Genomic DNA, 18,121 nt, shown 5'->3' on the forward strand with positions numbered 1-18,121 from the left:
GCTCACTTCCTTTAAAGAAAGGAGTAACAGTTATGAATGTACCTTATTTAAGTAGAACTGAAACTGGTGCTGATTTTTTTATCGAAGTATATTTAGATTTCGTCAATGAACGAATTCGGATTGATGATTATCGTGGGAATATAAATTCTGTCATAACGAGAATGAAAGCGTTAGCAGCCCAATATTCTTTTACTAAAGAAATTATAAAATCCCGGGTGGAAGATTGGCCAAAATTTCTTTCAAGGGGGTATGAGTTAGAAGGTATGATCAATGGTTATTTTAATGGCAGTGATGCCTTTTTTATGGTCAACTATGCAAGTGATGATCGCCGCACAAGCGATTGTTGGAAAGCTGAGGATGATTTATTGGATAAAATCGTCGCCCAAAAAGACGCCGCTCAACCTAATCAATTACCTACTGGCTATTCAATGCGCCTTGCTAATGTTGAAGATTGTAAAGATCTAGCTAATCTTTACGGACTTGTTTTTCAAACCTATCCAACACCAATGAACGAGCCAAGCTACATTAAAGACGTGATGGAAGAAGGAACAATTTTTAAAATGATTGAATGGAACGGGCAAGTTGTCAGTGCAGCTTCAGCTGAAGTAAACGAAACATACCATAATGCCGAAATGACTGATTGTGCCACTCTACTAGAGCATCGAAAGTATGGGTTTATGCAGTTGTTAATTTCAGCACTTGAAGATGAGTTAATTAGCCGAAATATCTACTTTTCATATTCACTTGCAAGGGCACAATCCTACGGAATGAATGCTTGTTTACAAAAACTAGGATATTTGTACTCTGGAAGATTAGCGAATAACTGTATCATGAACGATAACTTTGAAAACATGAACATCTGGGTGAAAAAATTAGTATGATGTTCAGTTCCTATTTTTTATAAGGCGCAGGGGGGAAACAGCATGAAGCGAAGCCATTTAATTAAACCCGTCTTAGATGCAGTTTACCCAACGATCGACTACGGGAAAGGTGTGTACCTATACGACAAAAACAAAAAAGATTATATTGATGGCTCTTCAGGCGCAGTAACGGCAAGTATCGGTCATGGCGTGCCTGAAATTATCAAGGCCATTAATGATCAAGCAAATAAAGTATCGTTTGTTTATCGCTCCCAGTTTACGAGCGAGCCTGCTGAAGCTTTAGCAAAAAAATTAAGTGAAATGACACCTGGAGACTTAAATTGGTCTTTTTTTGTCAATAGCGGCTCAGAAGCAACGGAAACGGCGATGAAAATTGCCATTCAATATTGGCAAGAACAAGGTATTTTTACGAAAAATAAAATCCTTTCCCGCTTTATTAGCTATCACGGGATCACTTTAGGTGCGTTATCAATGTCAGGTCATATCGGTCGCAGAGAGCGATTTATCCCGTTACTAGAAGAATTCCCGAGCGTTTCTGCTCCTTATTGTTATCGTTGTCCGTTTCATCTTACGTACCCAAGTTGTAATCTTCTTTGTGCAAGTGAGCTAGAACGGACGATTCAACGACTAGGCAAACAAACGATCGCTGCTTTTATCGCTGAGCCGATTATTGGTGCTGCAGGAGGAGCGATTGTTCCACCAGATGATTACTATCGACAAATTAAAGAGATTTGCGATCGTAACGACATTTTATTTATTGCTGACGAAGTAATGACTGGAATTGGGCGAACTGGGAAGATGCTAGCCATTGAACATTGGAATGTCCAACCTGATCTTGTCGCTCTTGGTAAGGGAATGACGGCTGGATATACACCGATGGCGGCTACATTAGTAAGTGATCGAGTCATGGAGCCGATCCTAAAAGGTTCAAAAATTATTATGAGTGGGCACACGTATAGCGCCAATCCACAGTCTGCAGCAGTTTCTCTAGCTGTCCTTGACTACATCGAAAAAAATCAATTAGTCGATCGTGGCAAGATGATGGGCAATTATTTAATTCATAAACTAGTGGTTCTAGCAAACAACTTTAGTTTTATCGGTGATGTAAGGGGAAAAGGCTTACTAATTGGAATTGAATTTGTCTATGACAAGCAATTAAAGACGCCTATTAAACTAGCGAACCTTGTCATTCAAAAAGCGATGGAGAACGGATTACTCGTTTATCCTTCAAGTGCGGGTGAGGAAGGAATCACAGGTGATGCGATTTTAATCTCGCCACCTTTAGTTATAACGAAAGAAGAAGTTGATGAATTAATTACGAGGCTAGAAAAAGCTTTATTGGAGGTAGAAGAACAGCTACATCCAAGTGATGGGGGGCAAGTGTCATGAAAGTCGGAACGATAGAAGCGGCGTTAGATCATATTCACGATGGCAGTACTTTGATGTACGGTGGTTTTGGTGGTGTTGGTAATCCGCCAACGCTCATCAATGGAATTTTAGCAAAAGGAGTGAAAGACCTTCATTTAATTGGCAATGACGCTGGCTTTCCTTCTATCGGCATCGGCAAGCTTGTTAGTCAAGGAAGAGCCAAAACATTGCTAGCCTCTCATATTGGCTCTAATCCTGTTGCAGGAAAACTAATGACAGAGGGAAAGCTCGAAGTTGAGTTTTCCCCACAAGGAACATTAGTTGAACGAATTCGCTCTGGTGGTATGGGCTTAGGTGGCGTGCTTGTAGATGTTGGCATTGATAGTATGATAGCTCGAAACAAACAAACTGTAGAAGTAAATGGCCAGCGTTTTTTAATTGAACCGGCCTTAACTGCTGATGTTGCTATCGTCTATGCAAAAAAGGCAGACACCTATGGCAATTTAGTTTACGACAAGAGTGCTCGTAACACAAATCCACTCGTTGCCATGGCAGGGAAAATTACGATTGCTGAAGTCGATGAAATTGTTGAAGTCGGGGAACTTGATCCGGAGGAAATCGTCACGCCAGGAGTATTCGTTGATATCGTTATCAAATCTCAAGGAGTCGATTGGAAATGGGTATGGGAATAAACAGTAGAGAACGGATCGCTAGACGCGCTGCAAAAGAGATAAAGACTGGAATGACGGTAAACTTAGGAATAGGAATCCCAACCCTTGTCGCCAATTATTTACCAGCTGATATGAATGTAATGTTTCATGCCGAAAATGGAATTCTCGGCACTGGTCCAAGTCCACTAAAAGGGGAAGAAGATGAAAACTTATGCAACGCAGGCGGATACCCAATTACGATCGTTCCAGGTGGCTCCTACTTTGATAGCGCCACTGCTTTTGGGATCATTCGCCGTGGTCTAGTCGATGTAACGATACTTGGTGCATTAGAGGTAAGTGAAACAGGCGACTTAGCAAACTGGATTGTCCCAGGCAAAAAAGTACCTGGAATGGGCGGGGCGATCGAACTCGCCCAAAAATCAAAGAAAGTGATCGTCCTCATTAATCATGTCAACAAAGATGGCAGCCCAAAAATCTTAAAAACTTGCAGCCTCCCATTAACAGCGCCAAAATGTGTTGATCTGATCATTACAGATATGGCAGTATTCGAGGTCACAATGGACGGCTTACTCTTAAAAGAGATTTTCGATCCTTATACTATCTTAGACATTCGAAAGAATACGGATGTGATTTTTAAAATTGGTAATTAGCTAGAAAGAAGTTGAGACTAGTGGTTTGGCGCAGAAGTTTTGATAAGGTGCAGAAACTACAAATTTTGGCGCATAACCAAGAGAATCTAGCGCATAAATCAGCTGTTTGGACGCAGAAAAATTGATTAGACGTAAAAACATTAAATTTTTGACGCACAAAAATAAGGGGAGGCCCGCAATGACGAATCTACAAGAAAAAATTCATCATTGGTTACAAGAAAACAGGCCGCAAGCGATTCAATTTTTACAACAGATCGTAAAATTACCGAGCACACAAGGGAATGAATTAGCGGTTCAAGAACTAATTGCTTTAAAGCTTAAGCAAATTGGGCTCGAAGTGGATCAATGGGAGCTAGATGGTCATGAATTGAAAAAGCAACCTTACTTTTTTTCGAACCGCGAGACTTTTACAGGCAGTCCTAATGTTGTTGGTATTTTAAAAGGATCGGGAGGTGGGAACTCGATTGTCTTAAATGGCCATGTTGATGTCGTTCCTGCAGGTGATCTTAGCCAATGGGAACAACCTCCCTACCAAGGGTTGATCGAAGACGGGAAAATGTATGGTCGCGGCACAACAGATATGAAGGGGGGAAACCTCGCTCTTTATCTAGTAGTAGAAGCTATTAAACAATTAAACATACAACTTATGGGGGACGTCATTCTTCATAGTGTTGTCGAGGAAGAAAGTGGTGGCGCTGGGACACTTGCAGCGATTATGAAGGGCTATAGCGCTTCAGCTGCAATTATCCCCGAGCCAACTGACATGAGGATTTTCCCGAAACAACAAGGCTCAAAATGGTTCAGAATTCTTGTGAAAGGTCGCTCCGCACACGGTGGCACTAGGTATCATGGTGTAAGTGCGATTGAAAAAAGTGCCATAGTCGTAAAGCATATTGAAGAATTAGAGACGATCCGAAACGAGCGCCTCACTGACCCGTTGTATAACAACATCCCGATCCCAGTACCGATCAATATCGGGCGGATCGAAGGTGGCGACTGGCCATCGTCAGTAGCTTACATAGTTAAGCTAGAAGGGAGAATTGGCATTTTTCCAAATGAAAAAATCGAGGAGGCGCAAGCGGAATTAGACGACTGGTTAAAAAAACTTGCTGACATCGACCCCTGGTTTAAAGATCACCCAGTCACTCTTGAGTGGTATGGGGCGCAGTGGCTACCAGGTGCAATTGATGAGACTCATCCATTAATGGCGATTTTACAAACAAACTATAAAACCGTTGTCGGCACAGACCCGATCATCGAAGCCTCACCATGGGGCACAGATGGCGGTCTCCTCACGCAAGTTGGCGAGACACCATCGATCGTCTTTGGTCCAGGCACATCGAGTATGGCACATTTCCCTAATGAATACATCGAATTAGACGAAATTTTTAAGGCAGCAGAAATTATCGCACTGACTGTCATCGATTGGTGTCAGCTTGCAAAACCCGGAGGTGTAAATGAATGAAATTTATTGAGTTAAAAACGGAAATCCCTGGACCAAATGCAAAGCGGCTGCTTGAACGACGTTACGAACATGTTCCAAAAGGCCCTTTTAACACGGCGTTAACATTTGTAGAAAAAGGCAGTGGTGCCTTACTAACGGACGTAGACGGAAATACCTTTATTGATTTTGCTGGAGCGATCGGCACAATTAATGCAGGGCATTGTCCAAAAGAAGTTGTCGGTGCATTAAAAGCGCAGCTTGATAAGTATTTGCACACTTCCTTTCATGTGATGATGTACGAACCTTACATTGCCTTGGCTGAAAAATTAAATGAAATCACACCTGGAGACCATTCGAAAAAAACGTTTTTTTTAAACAGCGGGGCTGAAGCTGTTGAAAACGCTGTAAAGATAGCTAGAAAATACACAAATCGTAAAGGCATCATTTCCTTTGAACGTGGCTATCACGGTCGGACTTATATGGCGATGTCACTGACAAGTAAAGTAAAACCTTATAAGTATGGCTTTGGCCCGTTTGCCACTGATACGTATAAAATGCCCTATCCATATTATTATCGCAAGCCTGAAGGACTAACAAATGACGAATTAGACGACTTAATTCTTGCAAAATTTGAAGATTTTTTCTTAAGTGAGGTACCTGCTGATGACGTTGCTGCCGTCATCATGGAACCGGTCCAAGGGGAGGGAGGCTTTGTCGTTCCATCTGTTCGATTCGTTCAAGGAGTCAAGACAATTTGTGAGAAATACGATATTTTATTTATTGCCGATGAAGTACAAACAGGTTTCGCGCGCACCGGGAAAATGTTTGCAATGGAGCACTTTGGAGTCGTTCCTGATATAATAACGTTATCAAAATCAATTGCTGCTGGTGTACCGATTAGTGCCGTAACAGGCCGTGCCAAAATCATGGACGCACCTAATATTGGTGAAATCGGCGGCACCTATGGTGGAAGTCCACTCGGATGTGTCGCTGCTTTACAAGTCATTGAACTTCTTGAAAAGGATCAACTTTGCGAGCGTGCCGAAGCAATCGGTCAGCAAATTGCCGAACGGTTTGAAAAGCTCCAATCTACAATCCCACAAATCGGCGAGATTCGCTCTTTAGGGGCAATGACGGCGATTGAATTCGTAACGGATAGTCAAACAAAAACGCCGAATAAAGAACTGGTCGGATCAATCGTTCAAGAAGTGAACAAACGCGGCGTTGTCATTTTAGGAGCCGGTCTTTATAGTAATGTCCTGCGGTTTTTATGTCCGTTGGTCATCACAGACGAACAGCTACAAGAAGGGCTTACTGTCATTGAAGAAGTGATCGTTGAACTAGTGAACGAAAAAGGAGTTTAGCAGAATGAAAGAGAAATTAGATTTATATATTGATGGTCAATTTATCGAAGCCAAAAACTATGTTCCGTTGTATTCACCGTATAGTAATGAAAAAATTGCTGATGTTGCTTTTGCCAATGAAGAAGAAACAGACCTCGCAATCTCGGCCGCAGCACGAGCGAGTAAAATGATGGCTAAAATGCCTGCCTACGAACGCGCAGATATTTTAGAAAATGTCGTTACCCTTTTGAAGGAGAAAGCAGATGAATGTGCACGATTGATCGCAACAGAATCTGCAAAACCAATTACAGCAGCAAAAGGAGAAGTCGCGCGTACGATCATGACTTACAAATTCGCCGCAGAGGAAGCGCGTCGTATCACGGGAGAAACAATACCGATGGACGCTGCTCCCGGTGGTGAAGGGCGAATTGCTTTTACGATCCGCGAACCGATTGGCGTGATTGGTGCGATTACCCCGTTTAACTTTCCGATGAATTTAGTCGCCCATAAAGTAGGTCCAGCGATTGCCGCTGGAAATGCGATTGTTCTTAAACCAGCAGAGCAAACGCCACTCTCGGCATTATTTTTAGCTGAAATTTTTCAAAAGGCCGGTTTACCTGCAGGAGTTCTCAATATTATTCCAGGGCACGGTCATATCGCTGGTGACAGACTCGTTCAAGATGAACGTGTTAAAGGGATTACATTTACAGGAAGCCCTCCGGTAGGCAAGCTAATTAAAGGAAAAGCTGGACTTAAAAAAGTTACCTTAGAACTCGGCTCTAATTCAGCGTTAATTGTTGATGACGGTGTTGATGTCGAAAGCCTGATTGATCGAGCGGTATTTGGAGCTTTTGCCAATGCGGGTCAAGTTTGTATTTCAGTGCAACGCATCTATGTTCATGAAAATCTATTTGAACAGTTTGTTAAGTCGTTTTCTAGAAAAGCTGAAACACTTGTTTGCGGTGATCCGCTTGATGAAAAAACCGATATCTCAGCATTAATTAGAGCTAAAGAAGCCGACCGCGCAATCCAATGGATTGACGAAGCCGTCAAACAAGGTGCCAAAATCATAACTGGAGCTAAACGGGAGGGAAATATCCTTTATCCAACCGTTTTAACCGATGTTAGTAGCGATGCGAAAATTTCTTGCCAAGAAGCATTTGCACCACTTGTCATGATTAACAAAGTCAAGTCAGTTGAGGAAGCCGTAAAGCTAGTCAACGATTCGAAATACGGTCTCCAAGCTGGCATCTACACCAATAGCGTTCATACCGCCTTTGAGGCAGCAAGCAATCTCCAAGTCGGTGGGGTAATGATTAATGACATCCCTACCTTCCGAGTAGATCATATGCCTTACGGCGGAGTAAAAGAAAGTGGTTACGGTCGCGAAGGCTTAAAGTATGCGATTGAAGAAATGACCGAATTGAAGCTCATATGCTTTAAAAAGTAAACCTTAAAAAACATGAATCTGCCTTATTGAAAGGGGTTCAGTTTTTTTAGCGCAGTAATTTTAGCATCAATTAAATTAAATTAAATTCTCATTTTTTTGAAAGCATATCATCATGTTTAAAATAATGGATTGAACTGCCCGAATATTGTTAGACTCAAACTAACATATCATGGCAGTTTTTTATTTAGAAAACAAATCTATAATGGGCTTGGATAATTATGTTAATATAAAAAGGGGTACGATCTTTCTGGGTACTGCCAGAGCAATAAATTAGAATGTGGTGAAGGGGGAGTTGTATATGTTAAAATTCATGCTATTTGCTTTAAAAATTGCAATATTAATCTTTATCATTCATAAAAATAAAACGATATTAAAGCAATTAACATTGCCCCAACTGACAGGTGTTGGTTCTTCTTACATTTTTACGGTTTTTATTGCCTTTATTTTTATTTATTACGGGAGGAATTGGATTGTAGACGAAGTAAAAAGTAGATATTTTGGGTATATAATTTTCCTTTTTATTATTTGTGTAACAATTTATCTCTGTAAATTTATTTTAGGGAAAGTGTTGATCAAGATTACTAATGGCGTTCTTCCGAGTAGTTGGAAATAAATTGTTTATTAAAAAAATGTAAAGCTATAATAATGAAGGGCTTGGTTGTTATCGAACAAGTTCTTTTTTGGGTTGAAAAACTTTATATTTATATTTTAGTAGAAAATGTTAAAATCACCTTATTACAGGAGGTGTTTTTTTGGCATTACCAATAAAAAGTACAATTAGAATATCTCTATCTATAATCTTTTTTCTTCTGTTAGTAGGATGTCAAAGCGGAAAACTAGTTCCACCTTCACCTCCAGACTATTTCATCATTAAAACTAATTTAAATCATGAAGGTAGTGGGAAGGGTTCATTGAATATCTTTTTTGAATTGAAAGAACAAACTGATTCAAAAATTCAATTGACATATAGATTAGAAAGGTTTTCATCTGACAAGAACATAAAGATTGAAGAAATCGAGTTAAATAATGATTTGCTTTCACAGGATGTTCAAAAAGAGTTTACTGTAAATATAGAGGGTTTGAAGGATGGAAAGTATAATATTCAACTTAGAGCCTTGTCTGAAGTAAATGAACTCGGTGAAAGAAGGGGAGGTTTAAGAGTAATTGATTTTGTTGTAAAGGATGGGAATTTCATTATTGAATATGAGGCTACTGTAGCTGAATAATTTTTTTAATCTTGAACTGCAATAAGATTTTAGGTTTATTGGAAATGATCGAAAATGATTTTGTTTGTGGGATAGATTAGGGAGGGAAAGTAATTGACCGTACAAAAATATCTTTTAACAAAGAGAGAGTGGGGGTGGAATGTTGATATATAATCTATATTTTGCAGTAGAGACCTTTTCAGAATTAGATTCTAGCACTCCATTACCAATAAATAAAAATTATGATTATTGGGCTCCGTTGATTAAACACTTTTTAAATAAGTCTGACACTATCGAAATCCACTGTTGGAATGGAGAGGGAGAAGTTATTAAAGAACTAACGTCACTTCATAAAAATTCATTTGAAATTGTTGTGGATGAATGTTTGACGATATTTAAGAGTCAATTAAATTCCAGTATTATTGAATTTTTGTTATGCGATTTCTTGAACGACAGTAACCAATTCAAATGGTTTTCTCTATTTTTATCTTATGGAACTAAACCAATATTTGATTCAGGACACTGGGGTACTGAATTTTTTTCACCGGCTGCTACTAAAAATGATATAGAATTTATAAAACAAGTCATGCCTGTTGATACGAACGTTCATTTGTATTAATTGGATAATATTCTAAGGCATTTATGGAGGTTCAAAATGGTTTTATAAATTTAGCAAAGAAAGTGGTAAGAAGATTTCAAAATTCAACTCAAATTTTGTTATGACTCGTATTATTCAAACTGAAAAGGCGACTCATATAGGTTGCATGCACTTAGAAGAGAACGGAATTAGAATTAGGAAAAGCAGCAATTTATTAAGTGGTTAAGAAGTGCAGAGTTTCAAGAAAGTAACAGAACTGCACATGGTCCTACCCCATATTTACTTATTACGGTTACCTACAATAACCAAACACAGGTTTCTTTTACAACTGTACAAGGATTCATATTAGAAACCAGCCCAATTCATTTAGATCCAGACAGTCAGTTTTTTGTGAAGAGCAATAATATTGGTGAATACTTTGAAGCTAATAAAAGATAGAGAAGGTGTTTTAGTTGTTAAGAGGAGAAAAAGTTGAAATTGTTCCAGCAAAAATAGGAGATAAGAAAAAAGTGTTTAAATGGTTGTGTAATTCGGAGACAACGAAAAACCATATGGGACCGCCTCATTTTGATGACCATCCAGTACCAACATGGGAAGAATTTTGCATGGATTTTGAAGATTACTATTTTGACGGGGCTAAACCCAATTATGGACGTGTTTTTATTATAAAACATGATGATGAAGAAATAGGGGCAATTTGTTATGCCAGCTTCCATTTATTTAGTACCAGAGCAGAGCTTGACATTTGGATGGAAAGTGAAAGAAACTGTGGAAAAGGATTGGGTACAGAAGCAATCATACTTCTTTGTAATTATTTGAAAAACAATGGAATAGACAAGTTTTTTATTAGACCGTCAAGGAGAAATGCCAGAGCTGTCAGGGCTTATGAGAAAGTTGGCTTTATGAAGGTGGCGGATAAAGAGAAAAATACTGTAATTGAACAATACATAAAAAAGGAATATTTAGAAACATATGGTGCTGGAGATTACGGAAAAGGTGATGATGTAGTACTAATTAAGGAATAGATGTATTGATCTGCTTCAGTATAGGGAGGTTTACTCAAGCAAGTTGAAGATTTTTAATGTCAGGGGATGCTGTCTTTTGGGACAAAGATGAATGACATGAAACTAAAACTAATGTAGGATTAACAGTTATTGTCATTGAGAAGCATTGATTGAGCACCGAAAGACTTAAAAACTAATGAACATAACGTTAATTTAAGAAAGAACTGGTTATAAATAGAGTTTTGTTACATGATGATCCATGTTATTGTGAAGATTCAATTAAACTAAAGAAGCAGAAGGGTTGAATAACAGTATCGAAGAAAGGAGAAAAATATTGGAGTTTACAGACTTGGTTAAAGAGTTAGGTTATAAAATTTCCTTTGAGGCTATATCCGAGCCAAGAACGAAAGGTGTAGCGTTAAGAGTTATCGTGAACCGAAGTAAGGATGCAACTGATTTACTCATCTTCCCCCATCCTGATAGTAAGGTAACAACCTTTCAAATTGATTTTCCTAATTATATTACATATTCGGTAGTATATGATGATTATACTGTTTGGAACGATGAACAAATATTTGAAGGTGAATCATTTCGTATTTATAAAAAGTCTAGTTATCTTGATTATGTCCAAAAGGAGTTTAGGTTGCAGGAAAAGATTGTAAAACACTATTCATTAGCCTGTTTTGAACATCATATTGACATAATCTCTGAACACGAACCTATAATTACTGAAATTTTCTTGTGATATATTAAATAAGATTTGCAAGTTTAGGAGTGATATTATGAAAAGGATTTTTCGAATACAAATGTTATTTTTAATTTTACTATTAGTGGTTTCCGCCTGTGCTTCAAATCCAGATTTCGAATTGTACGAAGGCAGAGCATTAAAAATAGCAGTAATAGGTGAAACACCGAAAGTAATTGAAGAACATATTAAGTTCGTAGAAATCAAGTTTGATGATTTGTTTGACAAAGAACTGAAATATTATGATGCGATATTTATCATGGAAGAAAATTTAAAAGAAGCTTCTCAGAGTCAATATGCGGATATTTATCTACATTCAACAACCCCATTTTTCTTCATAGGTGCTACAAAGTCATATCTTTCTTTTGTTGAAGATGACATAACATATGAAAGTGATAAGGAGTTAAAGGAAATAAGTAATCATTACGCTATTGGTTATCTGTCGTCCAAAAACGGGGAAGACAAGTATTGGTACTATGGATTATACAATGATCAATTTAACGAAAGAAATATTAAGGAAATGTACTCAAGGATTTTCATGACAGCTTCGACCAATTACTAGTATTAAAACCAACAACCTCCTGAGAACTCAGAAGGTTATCGCTACTTGTTGAAGTAACGGAGCAAGAGTTGAATCAAATATAGATTGTCAGCTCTTTTTTCTTATTGAAGTTAAGAGCAGTTTACTATTAAAACTAATAGAAAATGAGGAATCGTATGTCTGGAAATTTATTGTATATACCTTATACCGTTATTTTGATAATTTGTTTAGCTGTAATTGGATTAATAATCAACATAAAATGTAAGAGAAGCCTTAATAAATATTTAATCGTTTCAATTCCTATTTTTGTTTTAATTCAATTTTATTTTTGGAACTTAGATTTTAACTACTATGTTAAAAGTTACCTTTTTCCTGATAATAGCTACGAATGTGACTATTATAGTGAGGATGGGGATATAATAATTCCTCTTCCGAAAAGAACGGTATTTCAGGGAAAACAAGACGTTTGTTCACCTTTCTTTTTAACTTATGTAAACCAGGATTATTTTTTAGAGTTTTATCAAAATGAAGTCATTGCAATGAAAATTAATGGAGAAGTTCAGAATTATAAGTTTGTAGAAAAAAAGAATTCAAAAGGATTTGAAATCGAACTACCGAATGGGTTTGAAGTATATATTTTTATTAGTAGTGACAGTGAGGTATCTCAAAAAGGTTCAATATCCATTGAAGTTAAAAAAGATTTAAAGAAGCCTTCTTGAACTAACGGAAGCAGCAATAGAAGAGGAACTGCGATCCCAATTCTAGTAATCGTCTTTCTTTTTAGACTAGATACTGTGCAACAAGAGTCTTCATTTTTTCAGTGACTTTTTTAAAGCCCCTTAGTTACAAACACAAGCAATATATAAACTACTAATAAATTATAAAACACATTATAACAATGGAGGAAAATGATATGAAATATTTTGTAGTTGATGCTTTTGCAGAAAAGGTTTTTGAGGGAAATCCAGCAGGAGTATGTATCATGAATGATTGGATTTCAGATGAACTCATGCAAAATATAGCCATTGAAAATAACCTATCGGAAACAGCTTTTGCAGTAAAAGAAGTAGGACATTACCGACTTAGATGGTTTACACCTGGAGGAGAGATTAACCTTTGTGGGCATGCCACGTTAGCAACCGGATTTATTATTTTAAATTACTATGAAAAGCAATTGGATACCGTTAAGTTTAATACAATTAGTGGAGAGTTAACTGTAAACAAACAAGATGATTTATATGAACTTGATTTCCCTTCTGTTCCTTCAGAAGAAATTTCTGTTACTGATCAAATGATTAGCGCTTTAGGGATAGTTCCAAAAGAAACGTACCTAAATAGAGACCTTGTTTTTGTACTAGAGTCCGAGGACGATGTAAGAAACGTAAGTCCTGACTTTGCCCAATTAGAAAAATTACAAGAAGGATTGGGTGTTTGCGTTACAGCCAAGGGCAGTGAATTCGATTTTGTTTCCAGAGCGTTTTTCCCTAAGTTAAAGGTAAACGAAGATCCAGTAACAGGTTCCTTGCATTGTAGCCTAATTCCACTTTGGGCAAATAGACTAGAAAAAGAAGAAATGGTAGCTAGACAATTATCAAGTAGAGGTGGCACGCTTTATTGTAAACATGAAGATACACGAGTAAAGATGGCTGGAAGAGCAGTCCTATATTCAGTTGCAGAACTAACGGTCGAATGATGAAAATGAAGAAATTAAAATCTAATAAAACTTTTAAAAAAGGAGTGGGGTAATATTATAGCTTAGTTTACTTTAATGGTTCATCTACTGCGCATTTTATTGATAACCCTTTTTGTTATTAATTCCTCAAAGACAAACATGTTAGACTCATACCCATTTTTTAAATTTTTTCTAGTCAAAAGCCCTTTTGTCCTGTACAAGATGTTTGCCCGGTTATAGGTGCATATGATGATGTAAACCTAGATGAAAAGGAGTGCACTATATGTACCCAAGTAATTTTGATAATCAGTTTTACAGCTATCCTCCTCATGGAGACGGAGGATATGAATATCCTCATTATTATGATGAAACTGCCCAAGACGAAAGATTATTTGGCGGTTCTTGGTTCCCATTTTTCGGTGGCCAATTTGGACCTCCAGGGCCTCCACCAGGAGTGCCGGGCCAACCACCTAGACCACCAGGACCTCCGGGACCGCCACCTGGTGTACCAGGCCAACCACCTAGACCTCCGGGACCGCCAGCCCCAGGACCTGGTCAGCAATTTGGACCACCAACGACACCACCACCTGCTTTTGTACCGACACAAACACAACAAATTGGCGTTTTCGCGGTAGATCCAGGAGCGATTAGAGGTTGTTTATATCGATTTACCTATGTATGGTTAACAAACAGACAACAATTTTGGTTCTATCCTACATTTATTGGTAGAAGATCTATCTCAGGCTTCCGTTGGAATGGATGGATGTGGGTATACTTCGGTACTGACTTAAGGAATATTGAGTCATTCCAATGTACGTAAAATAAAAAAACTGGAAGATAGTGGTTGTCCCAAGTATCAATCACCTCACGAAATATATAGAGTTTTCACTAAAAACGACTTCTATATATAAAACGAGTTCGAGGTGCTTTGAAACTTGCGAGACAGCCTCTATTTTTTATTGTGAAAAAAGGCGTAGAGGATGTGAACGGTGACACTCAATGGTATTGGAGAACATGTCGAATTTTTAATGGCAACCATAAATGAGAAATGCATTTTCTAACATTGTTATATTCTTAATGTTATAATAGACAAAAAGTTAAAAAGTGAGGGACGACAATTATGTCAGAAATTGAAAAGTTACCACCAAAAACATGTGAAATAGATAGGTTAGTAACAGGAGCTAGTGATATTGAAAAGATCATTGCAGGTCAGAAAACAGCAGTAAGACGAAATGGCAGATACGCAGATCCAGGCGAAATCATGGTGCTAAACGGAAAGTCATTCAAAGTCGACCATGTATATCGTCAAACGCTAGGCGATCTAACCGATGAAATGGCAAATGATGAAGGGTACGCAACATTAGAAGAGTATAAAATCTCCATCTTATCTTTACATAAAGGAATGCCTTGGCTTCCTACTATGAGAGTTTGGGTTCATGAATTTAGTCCAGTTGAAGAGTAATGACAGATTATGAAGGTTGTCCCATAAGTGACAGTTCACCTCGTGAGGGCAAAATATGTATTGTTTTTAAGTTAAACGCTACATATTTTGCATAAGTGACTGTTACTTAGCTTTGGGTCAGCTTTTTTTATGGTAACAACTAAGAAGTGTGCACTTTGGACAACGACATTTTCGAAAAGGCATATAAAACCCTTCCACGTGACCTTCTCACGTTACCTTCGCGAACGTCGAGGAACAGTAAAAGGCACATAGAAAGCATTTCTCCTGATGGGAAGCTCTCTACGTGCCTTTTTTCACAACTTTTATTTATAGTACTGTAGTTAGTAATTTTGACTTAACGGCACCATGAACAGTTTCTAATTCAGATTCTGAAAGTGGAACTAATGGTAACCGAACGGAACCAACATTTTGGCCGAACATTTCTAGGGCTGCTTTTACAGGAGCAGGATTAGGTGCAATGAACATCGTTTTAATAATTGGTAGTAACTCTCTGTGCAATGATGCCGCTTTTTGCGAATCGCCGTTTTGGAACGCTGTGATCATTTGCTTCATCTCATTTCCGATGATATGTGCAGATACCGAGACAACACCATGACCGCCTATTGCTAGCACTGGTAGCGTAAGACCATCGTCACCGCTATATAAGTAGAAATCATCTGGTGTATTTTGAATGATAGTAGCCATTGCTTCTAAATCACCACTTGCTTCTTTGACAGCGACAATATTCTCAATTTGCGACAACCGAACAATTGTTTCCACTTTGATATTAACGCCACTTCGACCTGGAATATTGTATAGCATAACAGGTAGGTGAGTAGACGCTGCAATTGTTTTAAAATGTAAGTAGAGCCCTTCTTGATTAGGTTTATTGTAATATGGTGCTACGAGCATAATCCCGTCAACACCAGCTTTACTCGCAATTTCTGTTAAATGAATGGACGTTGCTGTACAATTTGTTCCGGTACCAGCAATAACTGTAGCGCGCCCAGAGACAACCTCTACAACGAAAGCAAACAGTTCTGCTTTTTCTTCAATCGATAGGGTAGGAGATTCTCCAGTAGTCCCTGCAACTACAATCCCATCTGTCCCGTTGTCAATTAAATAGTTAACTAATACTCTTGTTGCTTCAAAATCAATTTTTCCTTCTTGGTCAAATGGGGTAACCATTGCCGTTAATAAATGTCCAAAATTCATAAAACACACCTCTATTCAGTAAGTTTTGTAGCCACCAGTCGCGCTAGAATTTTCCAATGTTCGAAGAGTACAGAAGGAGTTTTCAGGTAAGCCTACAGGTGACATAAGTTCTTGAATAGAGCTAAATCACATGATCAACCGCGATGAAAGTAGAAAAAGTAAGCTGAGTTTTTCTACTATTATCACCAAATTATCATTGGCGATAAAACAAAAAGCAACAACGAAGGGAATCGTTGTTGCTAGGATAATAAACATTCACGGTTATTCCAGCGTAAGATAGCCCTCCATATAGTTAAAAAACTATACGACAGTCCTGCGTTTATTCAATCACAGACCCAGTAACTAGTTTCATGAGTACTAATTACTTCGGCAAATCCCCCTTTCCAAACTTTCAACGGAGCTCATTCTCCTCAAAATTTGTACTAATGGTCAATGCGCCTCTATCACTTCAATAAATTGAAGTTAAGAAATATGAACTTTGATCAAAGATACCAAATTCCCACCAGAATTGCAACCTAATCGCCAAAATTCGAAGTAGAATGTCGTAATTTATTTTGCTAAAACGCTCCTAAAATTTTATAAAGACTTAAGCTGATAGGACTAGACTTGGGTTTACGAGCAACGATTCTTTCAAACTTGTCGAAGTTTGCCAAATTGTGCATTTTTTTATTTTTATTTTGAAGGAGTTATAATAAAAGGTGTCGAACTTTGACATATAGAAATAATCAGAAAAAAACGCAAAAAGGGGAAAAATTAGCATGCGTTTAATTACGATAGATCGCTGCCAGCCAGGTTTAAAGCTAGGAAAGACCATCTTTAATTGTAAAGGAAAAGTATTGTTAGCTGAAGGAACCGAACTAACGAGTAGCCTTATAACAGGACTAAAAAAGTATAATATTTTTACAATTCACATTGAGGATGAAGCATCCGAAGGTATTGATATCGTCGAATCAATTCCAGATGAGCTTCGAAACGAAGCCGTCAATGTCATAACCGAAAGCTTAGATACCATTGCAGATTTAAAGACAACAAACCTTCGCGGGATGATGAAATCACAAAGAGCCATTCGCAGTTTCCAAAAAATATTTAGAGATATTTTATCATGCTTAACAGAAACACCAGTTGCCTTAAATCTGTTAGCAACGACGAAAATTCATGAGAATCATTTGTACAGCCACAGCTTAAACACCACCGTGTACGCCTGTCAACTTGCGATTGCTAACGGACTACCAATCAGAAATATTGAAGAGATCGGTTTAGGTGCAATGTTGCACGACATCGGAAAAGTCTACATTTCAAAGGAAATCCTAAATAAGCCTGGAGCTTTAACTCCCGAAGAATATGAACATATAAAAAATCACAGTGAGCTTGGTTTTGAAATACTAAGAAAGGTATATGAAATCCCTTTAACTGTGGCACATTGTGCATATCAGCACCATGAAAGAATTGATGGTACTGGCTATCCACGCGCTTTAAGTGGAGAAAATATTCATAAATACGCTAAAATAGTTAGTGTAGCTGACGTATTTGATGCAGTTACAAGTCATCGTGTCTATCGTCCTTCATTATTACCACATCAAGGACTTGAATTACTCTATTCGGGAAGTGGTACTCAATTTGAACCAAAGCAAATAGAATTGTTTGAAGAGACGATTGCGATTTATCCAGAAGGGCTTACTGTAAAGCTTAACGATGGGCGAATCGGCATTGTCTCCAAATATAATTATCAGTCGGTTCGACGGCCCGAAGTAAGGATTATCAGAGACGAAGAAAATCAAGACATCCCCCCATATGAACTAGATTTAGCCGCAAATGAAAATGTAAACGTAAAAATTATCGAAGCTGATGCATTATTGTAAACGAAAAGATCAATCTATACAGGGGAACTAATTC

Annotated in this window: 19 protein-coding genes and 1 riboswitch; of the genes, 18 read left to right on the forward strand and 1 reads right to left on the reverse strand. The window is 38.0% G+C overall.

All coding sequences use genetic code 11. The features are described from left to right. Nucleotides 1-32: 32 nt before the first annotated feature. The 17 genes from ablB to ACK4M9_RS03480 all read left to right on the forward strand — a co-directional run bounded on the left by ablB (nucleotide 33) and on the right by ACK4M9_RS03480 (nucleotide 15,034). The gene (ablB, locus tag ACK4M9_RS03400) at nucleotides 33-881 is read left to right on the forward strand and encodes a putative beta-lysine N-acetyltransferase (protein ID WP_409848010.1); all 849 of its coding nucleotides are present in this window, start codon (nucleotides 33-35) and stop codon (nucleotides 879-881) included. Between the two features lie 42 nt (nucleotides 882-923). Beyond that, nucleotides 924-2,270, forward strand: a complete 1,347-nt coding sequence (locus tag ACK4M9_RS03405) for an aspartate aminotransferase family protein (protein WP_409848012.1) — start codon at nucleotides 924-926, stop codon at nucleotides 2,268-2,270. Continuing rightward, entirely contained in the window at nucleotides 2,267-2,941 is a 675-nt protein-coding gene (locus tag ACK4M9_RS03410; protein WP_409848014.1) for a CoA transferase subunit A, read from the forward strand. The genes ACK4M9_RS03405 and ACK4M9_RS03410 overlap by 4 nt, the downstream gene beginning before the upstream one ends. Next, a complete protein-coding gene (locus tag ACK4M9_RS03415; RefSeq protein ID WP_409848017.1) occupies nucleotides 2,926-3,570 on the forward strand; it encodes a 3-oxoacid CoA-transferase subunit B in 645 nt (214 codons plus the stop codon). Before ACK4M9_RS03410 ends, ACK4M9_RS03415 begins: the two co-directional genes overlap by 16 nt. A gap of 178 nt (nucleotides 3,571-3,748) precedes the next feature. Continuing rightward, nucleotides 3,749-5,035, forward strand: a complete 1,287-nt coding sequence (locus ACK4M9_RS03420) for a peptidase (protein WP_409848020.1) — start codon at nucleotides 3,749-3,751, stop codon at nucleotides 5,033-5,035. Beyond that, nucleotides 5,032-6,378, forward strand: coding sequence for a 4-aminobutyrate--2-oxoglutarate transaminase (gene gabT, locus ACK4M9_RS03425; protein ID WP_409848022.1), 1,347 nt, complete (start codon nucleotides 5,032-5,034; stop codon nucleotides 6,376-6,378). The genes ACK4M9_RS03420 and gabT overlap by 4 nt, the downstream gene beginning before the upstream one ends. Nucleotides 6,379-6,382: 4 nt before the next feature. Next, a complete protein-coding gene (locus tag ACK4M9_RS03430) occupies nucleotides 6,383-7,807 on the forward strand; it encodes an aldehyde dehydrogenase family protein (protein ID WP_409848024.1) in 1,425 nt (474 codons plus the stop codon). 298 nt (nucleotides 7,808-8,105) lie between these two features. Then, nucleotides 8,106-8,420 (forward strand): hypothetical protein, encoded by a 315-nt coding sequence (locus ACK4M9_RS03435; RefSeq protein ID WP_409848027.1) that lies wholly within the window; start codon nucleotides 8,106-8,108, stop codon nucleotides 8,418-8,420. 139 nt (nucleotides 8,421-8,559) lie between these two features. After that, entirely contained in the window at nucleotides 8,560-9,033 is a 474-nt protein-coding gene (locus ACK4M9_RS03440; RefSeq protein WP_409848030.1) for a hypothetical protein, read from the forward strand. 139 nt (nucleotides 9,034-9,172) lie between these two features. Further along, entirely contained in the window at nucleotides 9,173-9,631 is a 459-nt protein-coding gene (locus ACK4M9_RS03445) for a hypothetical protein (RefSeq protein ID WP_409848033.1), read from the forward strand. A gap of 431 nt (nucleotides 9,632-10,062) precedes the next feature. Continuing rightward, the gene (locus ACK4M9_RS03450; RefSeq protein ID WP_409848036.1) at nucleotides 10,063-10,635 is read left to right on the forward strand and encodes a GNAT family N-acetyltransferase; all 573 of its coding nucleotides are present in this window, start codon (nucleotides 10,063-10,065) and stop codon (nucleotides 10,633-10,635) included. 313 nt (nucleotides 10,636-10,948) lie between these two features. Next, complete coding sequence (locus ACK4M9_RS03455) at nucleotides 10,949-11,359, forward strand: hypothetical protein (RefSeq protein WP_409848038.1); 411 nt, start codon at nucleotides 10,949-10,951, stop codon at nucleotides 11,357-11,359. 37 nt (nucleotides 11,360-11,396) lie between these two features. Then, on the forward strand, nucleotides 11,397-11,921 hold the full coding sequence (locus ACK4M9_RS03460) for a hypothetical protein (protein ID WP_409848039.1): 525 nt from the start codon (nucleotides 11,397-11,399) through the stop codon (nucleotides 11,919-11,921). Between the two features lie 155 nt (nucleotides 11,922-12,076). Next, nucleotides 12,077-12,619: a hypothetical protein gene (locus tag ACK4M9_RS03465; RefSeq protein ID WP_409848042.1), complete on the forward strand. Its 543-nt coding sequence runs from the start codon at nucleotides 12,077-12,079 to the stop codon at nucleotides 12,617-12,619. Nucleotides 12,620-12,813: 194 nt separating this feature from the next. Further along, nucleotides 12,814-13,593 (forward strand): PhzF family phenazine biosynthesis protein, encoded by a 780-nt coding sequence (locus ACK4M9_RS03470; protein ID WP_409848044.1) that lies wholly within the window; start codon nucleotides 12,814-12,816, stop codon nucleotides 13,591-13,593. A gap of 262 nt (nucleotides 13,594-13,855) precedes the next feature. Beyond that, a complete protein-coding gene (locus tag ACK4M9_RS03475) occupies nucleotides 13,856-14,392 on the forward strand; it encodes a hypothetical protein (protein WP_409848047.1) in 537 nt (178 codons plus the stop codon). Nucleotides 14,393-14,692: 300 nt separating this feature from the next. Continuing rightward, a complete protein-coding gene (locus tag ACK4M9_RS03480) occupies nucleotides 14,693-15,034 on the forward strand; it encodes an ASCH domain-containing protein (protein ID WP_409848050.1) in 342 nt (113 codons plus the stop codon). 306 nt (nucleotides 15,035-15,340) lie between these two features. Here the strand turns inward: ACK4M9_RS03480 and dapA are convergent, their stop codons facing one another. Further along, on the reverse strand, nucleotides 15,341-16,228 hold the full coding sequence (gene dapA, locus ACK4M9_RS03485; protein ID WP_409848051.1) for a 4-hydroxy-tetrahydrodipicolinate synthase: 888 nt from the start codon (nucleotides 16,226-16,228) through the stop codon (nucleotides 15,341-15,343). A gap of 269 nt (nucleotides 16,229-16,497) precedes the next feature. After that, a riboswitch (Lysine riboswitch) is annotated at nucleotides 16,498-16,679 on the reverse strand. A gap of 307 nt (nucleotides 16,680-16,986) precedes the next feature. On the opposite strand from dapA, the gene ACK4M9_RS03490 reads away from it, so the two are divergent. Then, complete coding sequence (locus ACK4M9_RS03490; protein WP_409848054.1) at nucleotides 16,987-18,087, forward strand: HD-GYP domain-containing protein; 1,101 nt, start codon at nucleotides 16,987-16,989, stop codon at nucleotides 18,085-18,087. The last annotated feature ends 34 nt before the right edge of the window (nucleotides 18,088-18,121 follow it).

The sequence above is a fragment of the Anaerobacillus sp. genome, assembly GCF_046314235.1.
GTDB lineage: Bacteria > Bacillota > Bacilli > Bacillales > Anaerobacillaceae > Anaerobacillus.

What these genes read in the sequence shown, in the direction of transcription:
- ablB (WP_409848010.1), top strand. Translation starts at nt 33, where the DNA reads ATGAATGTACCTTATTTAAGTAGAACTGAAACTGGTGCTGATTTTTTT.
- ACK4M9_RS03405 (WP_409848012.1), top strand. Translation starts at nt 924, where the DNA reads ATGAAGCGAAGCCATTTAATTAAACCCGTCTTAGATGCAGTTTACCCA.
- ACK4M9_RS03410 (WP_409848014.1), top strand. Translation starts at nt 2,267, where the DNA reads ATGAAAGTCGGAACGATAGAAGCGGCGTTAGATCATATTCACGATGGC.
- ACK4M9_RS03415 (WP_409848017.1), top strand. Translation starts at nt 2,926, where the DNA reads ATGGGTATGGGAATAAACAGTAGAGAACGGATCGCTAGACGCGCTGCA.
- ACK4M9_RS03420 (WP_409848020.1), top strand. Translation starts at nt 3,749, where the DNA reads ATGACGAATCTACAAGAAAAAATTCATCATTGGTTACAAGAAAACAGG.
- gabT (WP_409848022.1), top strand. Translation starts at nt 5,032, where the DNA reads ATGAAATTTATTGAGTTAAAAACGGAAATCCCTGGACCAAATGCAAAG.
- ACK4M9_RS03430 (WP_409848024.1), top strand. Translation starts at nt 6,383, where the DNA reads ATGAAAGAGAAATTAGATTTATATATTGATGGTCAATTTATCGAAGCC.
- ACK4M9_RS03435 (WP_409848027.1), top strand. Translation starts at nt 8,106, where the DNA reads ATGTTAAAATTCATGCTATTTGCTTTAAAAATTGCAATATTAATCTTT.
- ACK4M9_RS03445 (WP_409848033.1), top strand. Translation starts at nt 9,173, where the DNA reads ATGTTGATATATAATCTATATTTTGCAGTAGAGACCTTTTCAGAATTA.
- ACK4M9_RS03460 (WP_409848039.1), top strand. Translation starts at nt 11,397, where the DNA reads ATGAAAAGGATTTTTCGAATACAAATGTTATTTTTAATTTTACTATTA.
- ACK4M9_RS03465 (WP_409848042.1), top strand. Translation starts at nt 12,077, where the DNA reads ATGTCTGGAAATTTATTGTATATACCTTATACCGTTATTTTGATAATT.
- ACK4M9_RS03470 (WP_409848044.1), top strand. Translation starts at nt 12,814, where the DNA reads ATGAAATATTTTGTAGTTGATGCTTTTGCAGAAAAGGTTTTTGAGGGA.
- ACK4M9_RS03475 (WP_409848047.1), top strand. Translation starts at nt 13,856, where the DNA reads ATGTACCCAAGTAATTTTGATAATCAGTTTTACAGCTATCCTCCTCAT.
- ACK4M9_RS03480 (WP_409848050.1), top strand. Translation starts at nt 14,693, where the DNA reads ATGTCAGAAATTGAAAAGTTACCACCAAAAACATGTGAAATAGATAGG.
- dapA (WP_409848051.1), bottom strand. Translation starts at nt 16,228, where the DNA reads ATGAATTTTGGACATTTATTAACGGCAATGGTTACCCCATTTGACCAA.
- ACK4M9_RS03490 (WP_409848054.1), top strand. Translation starts at nt 16,987, where the DNA reads ATGCGTTTAATTACGATAGATCGCTGCCAGCCAGGTTTAAAGCTAGGA.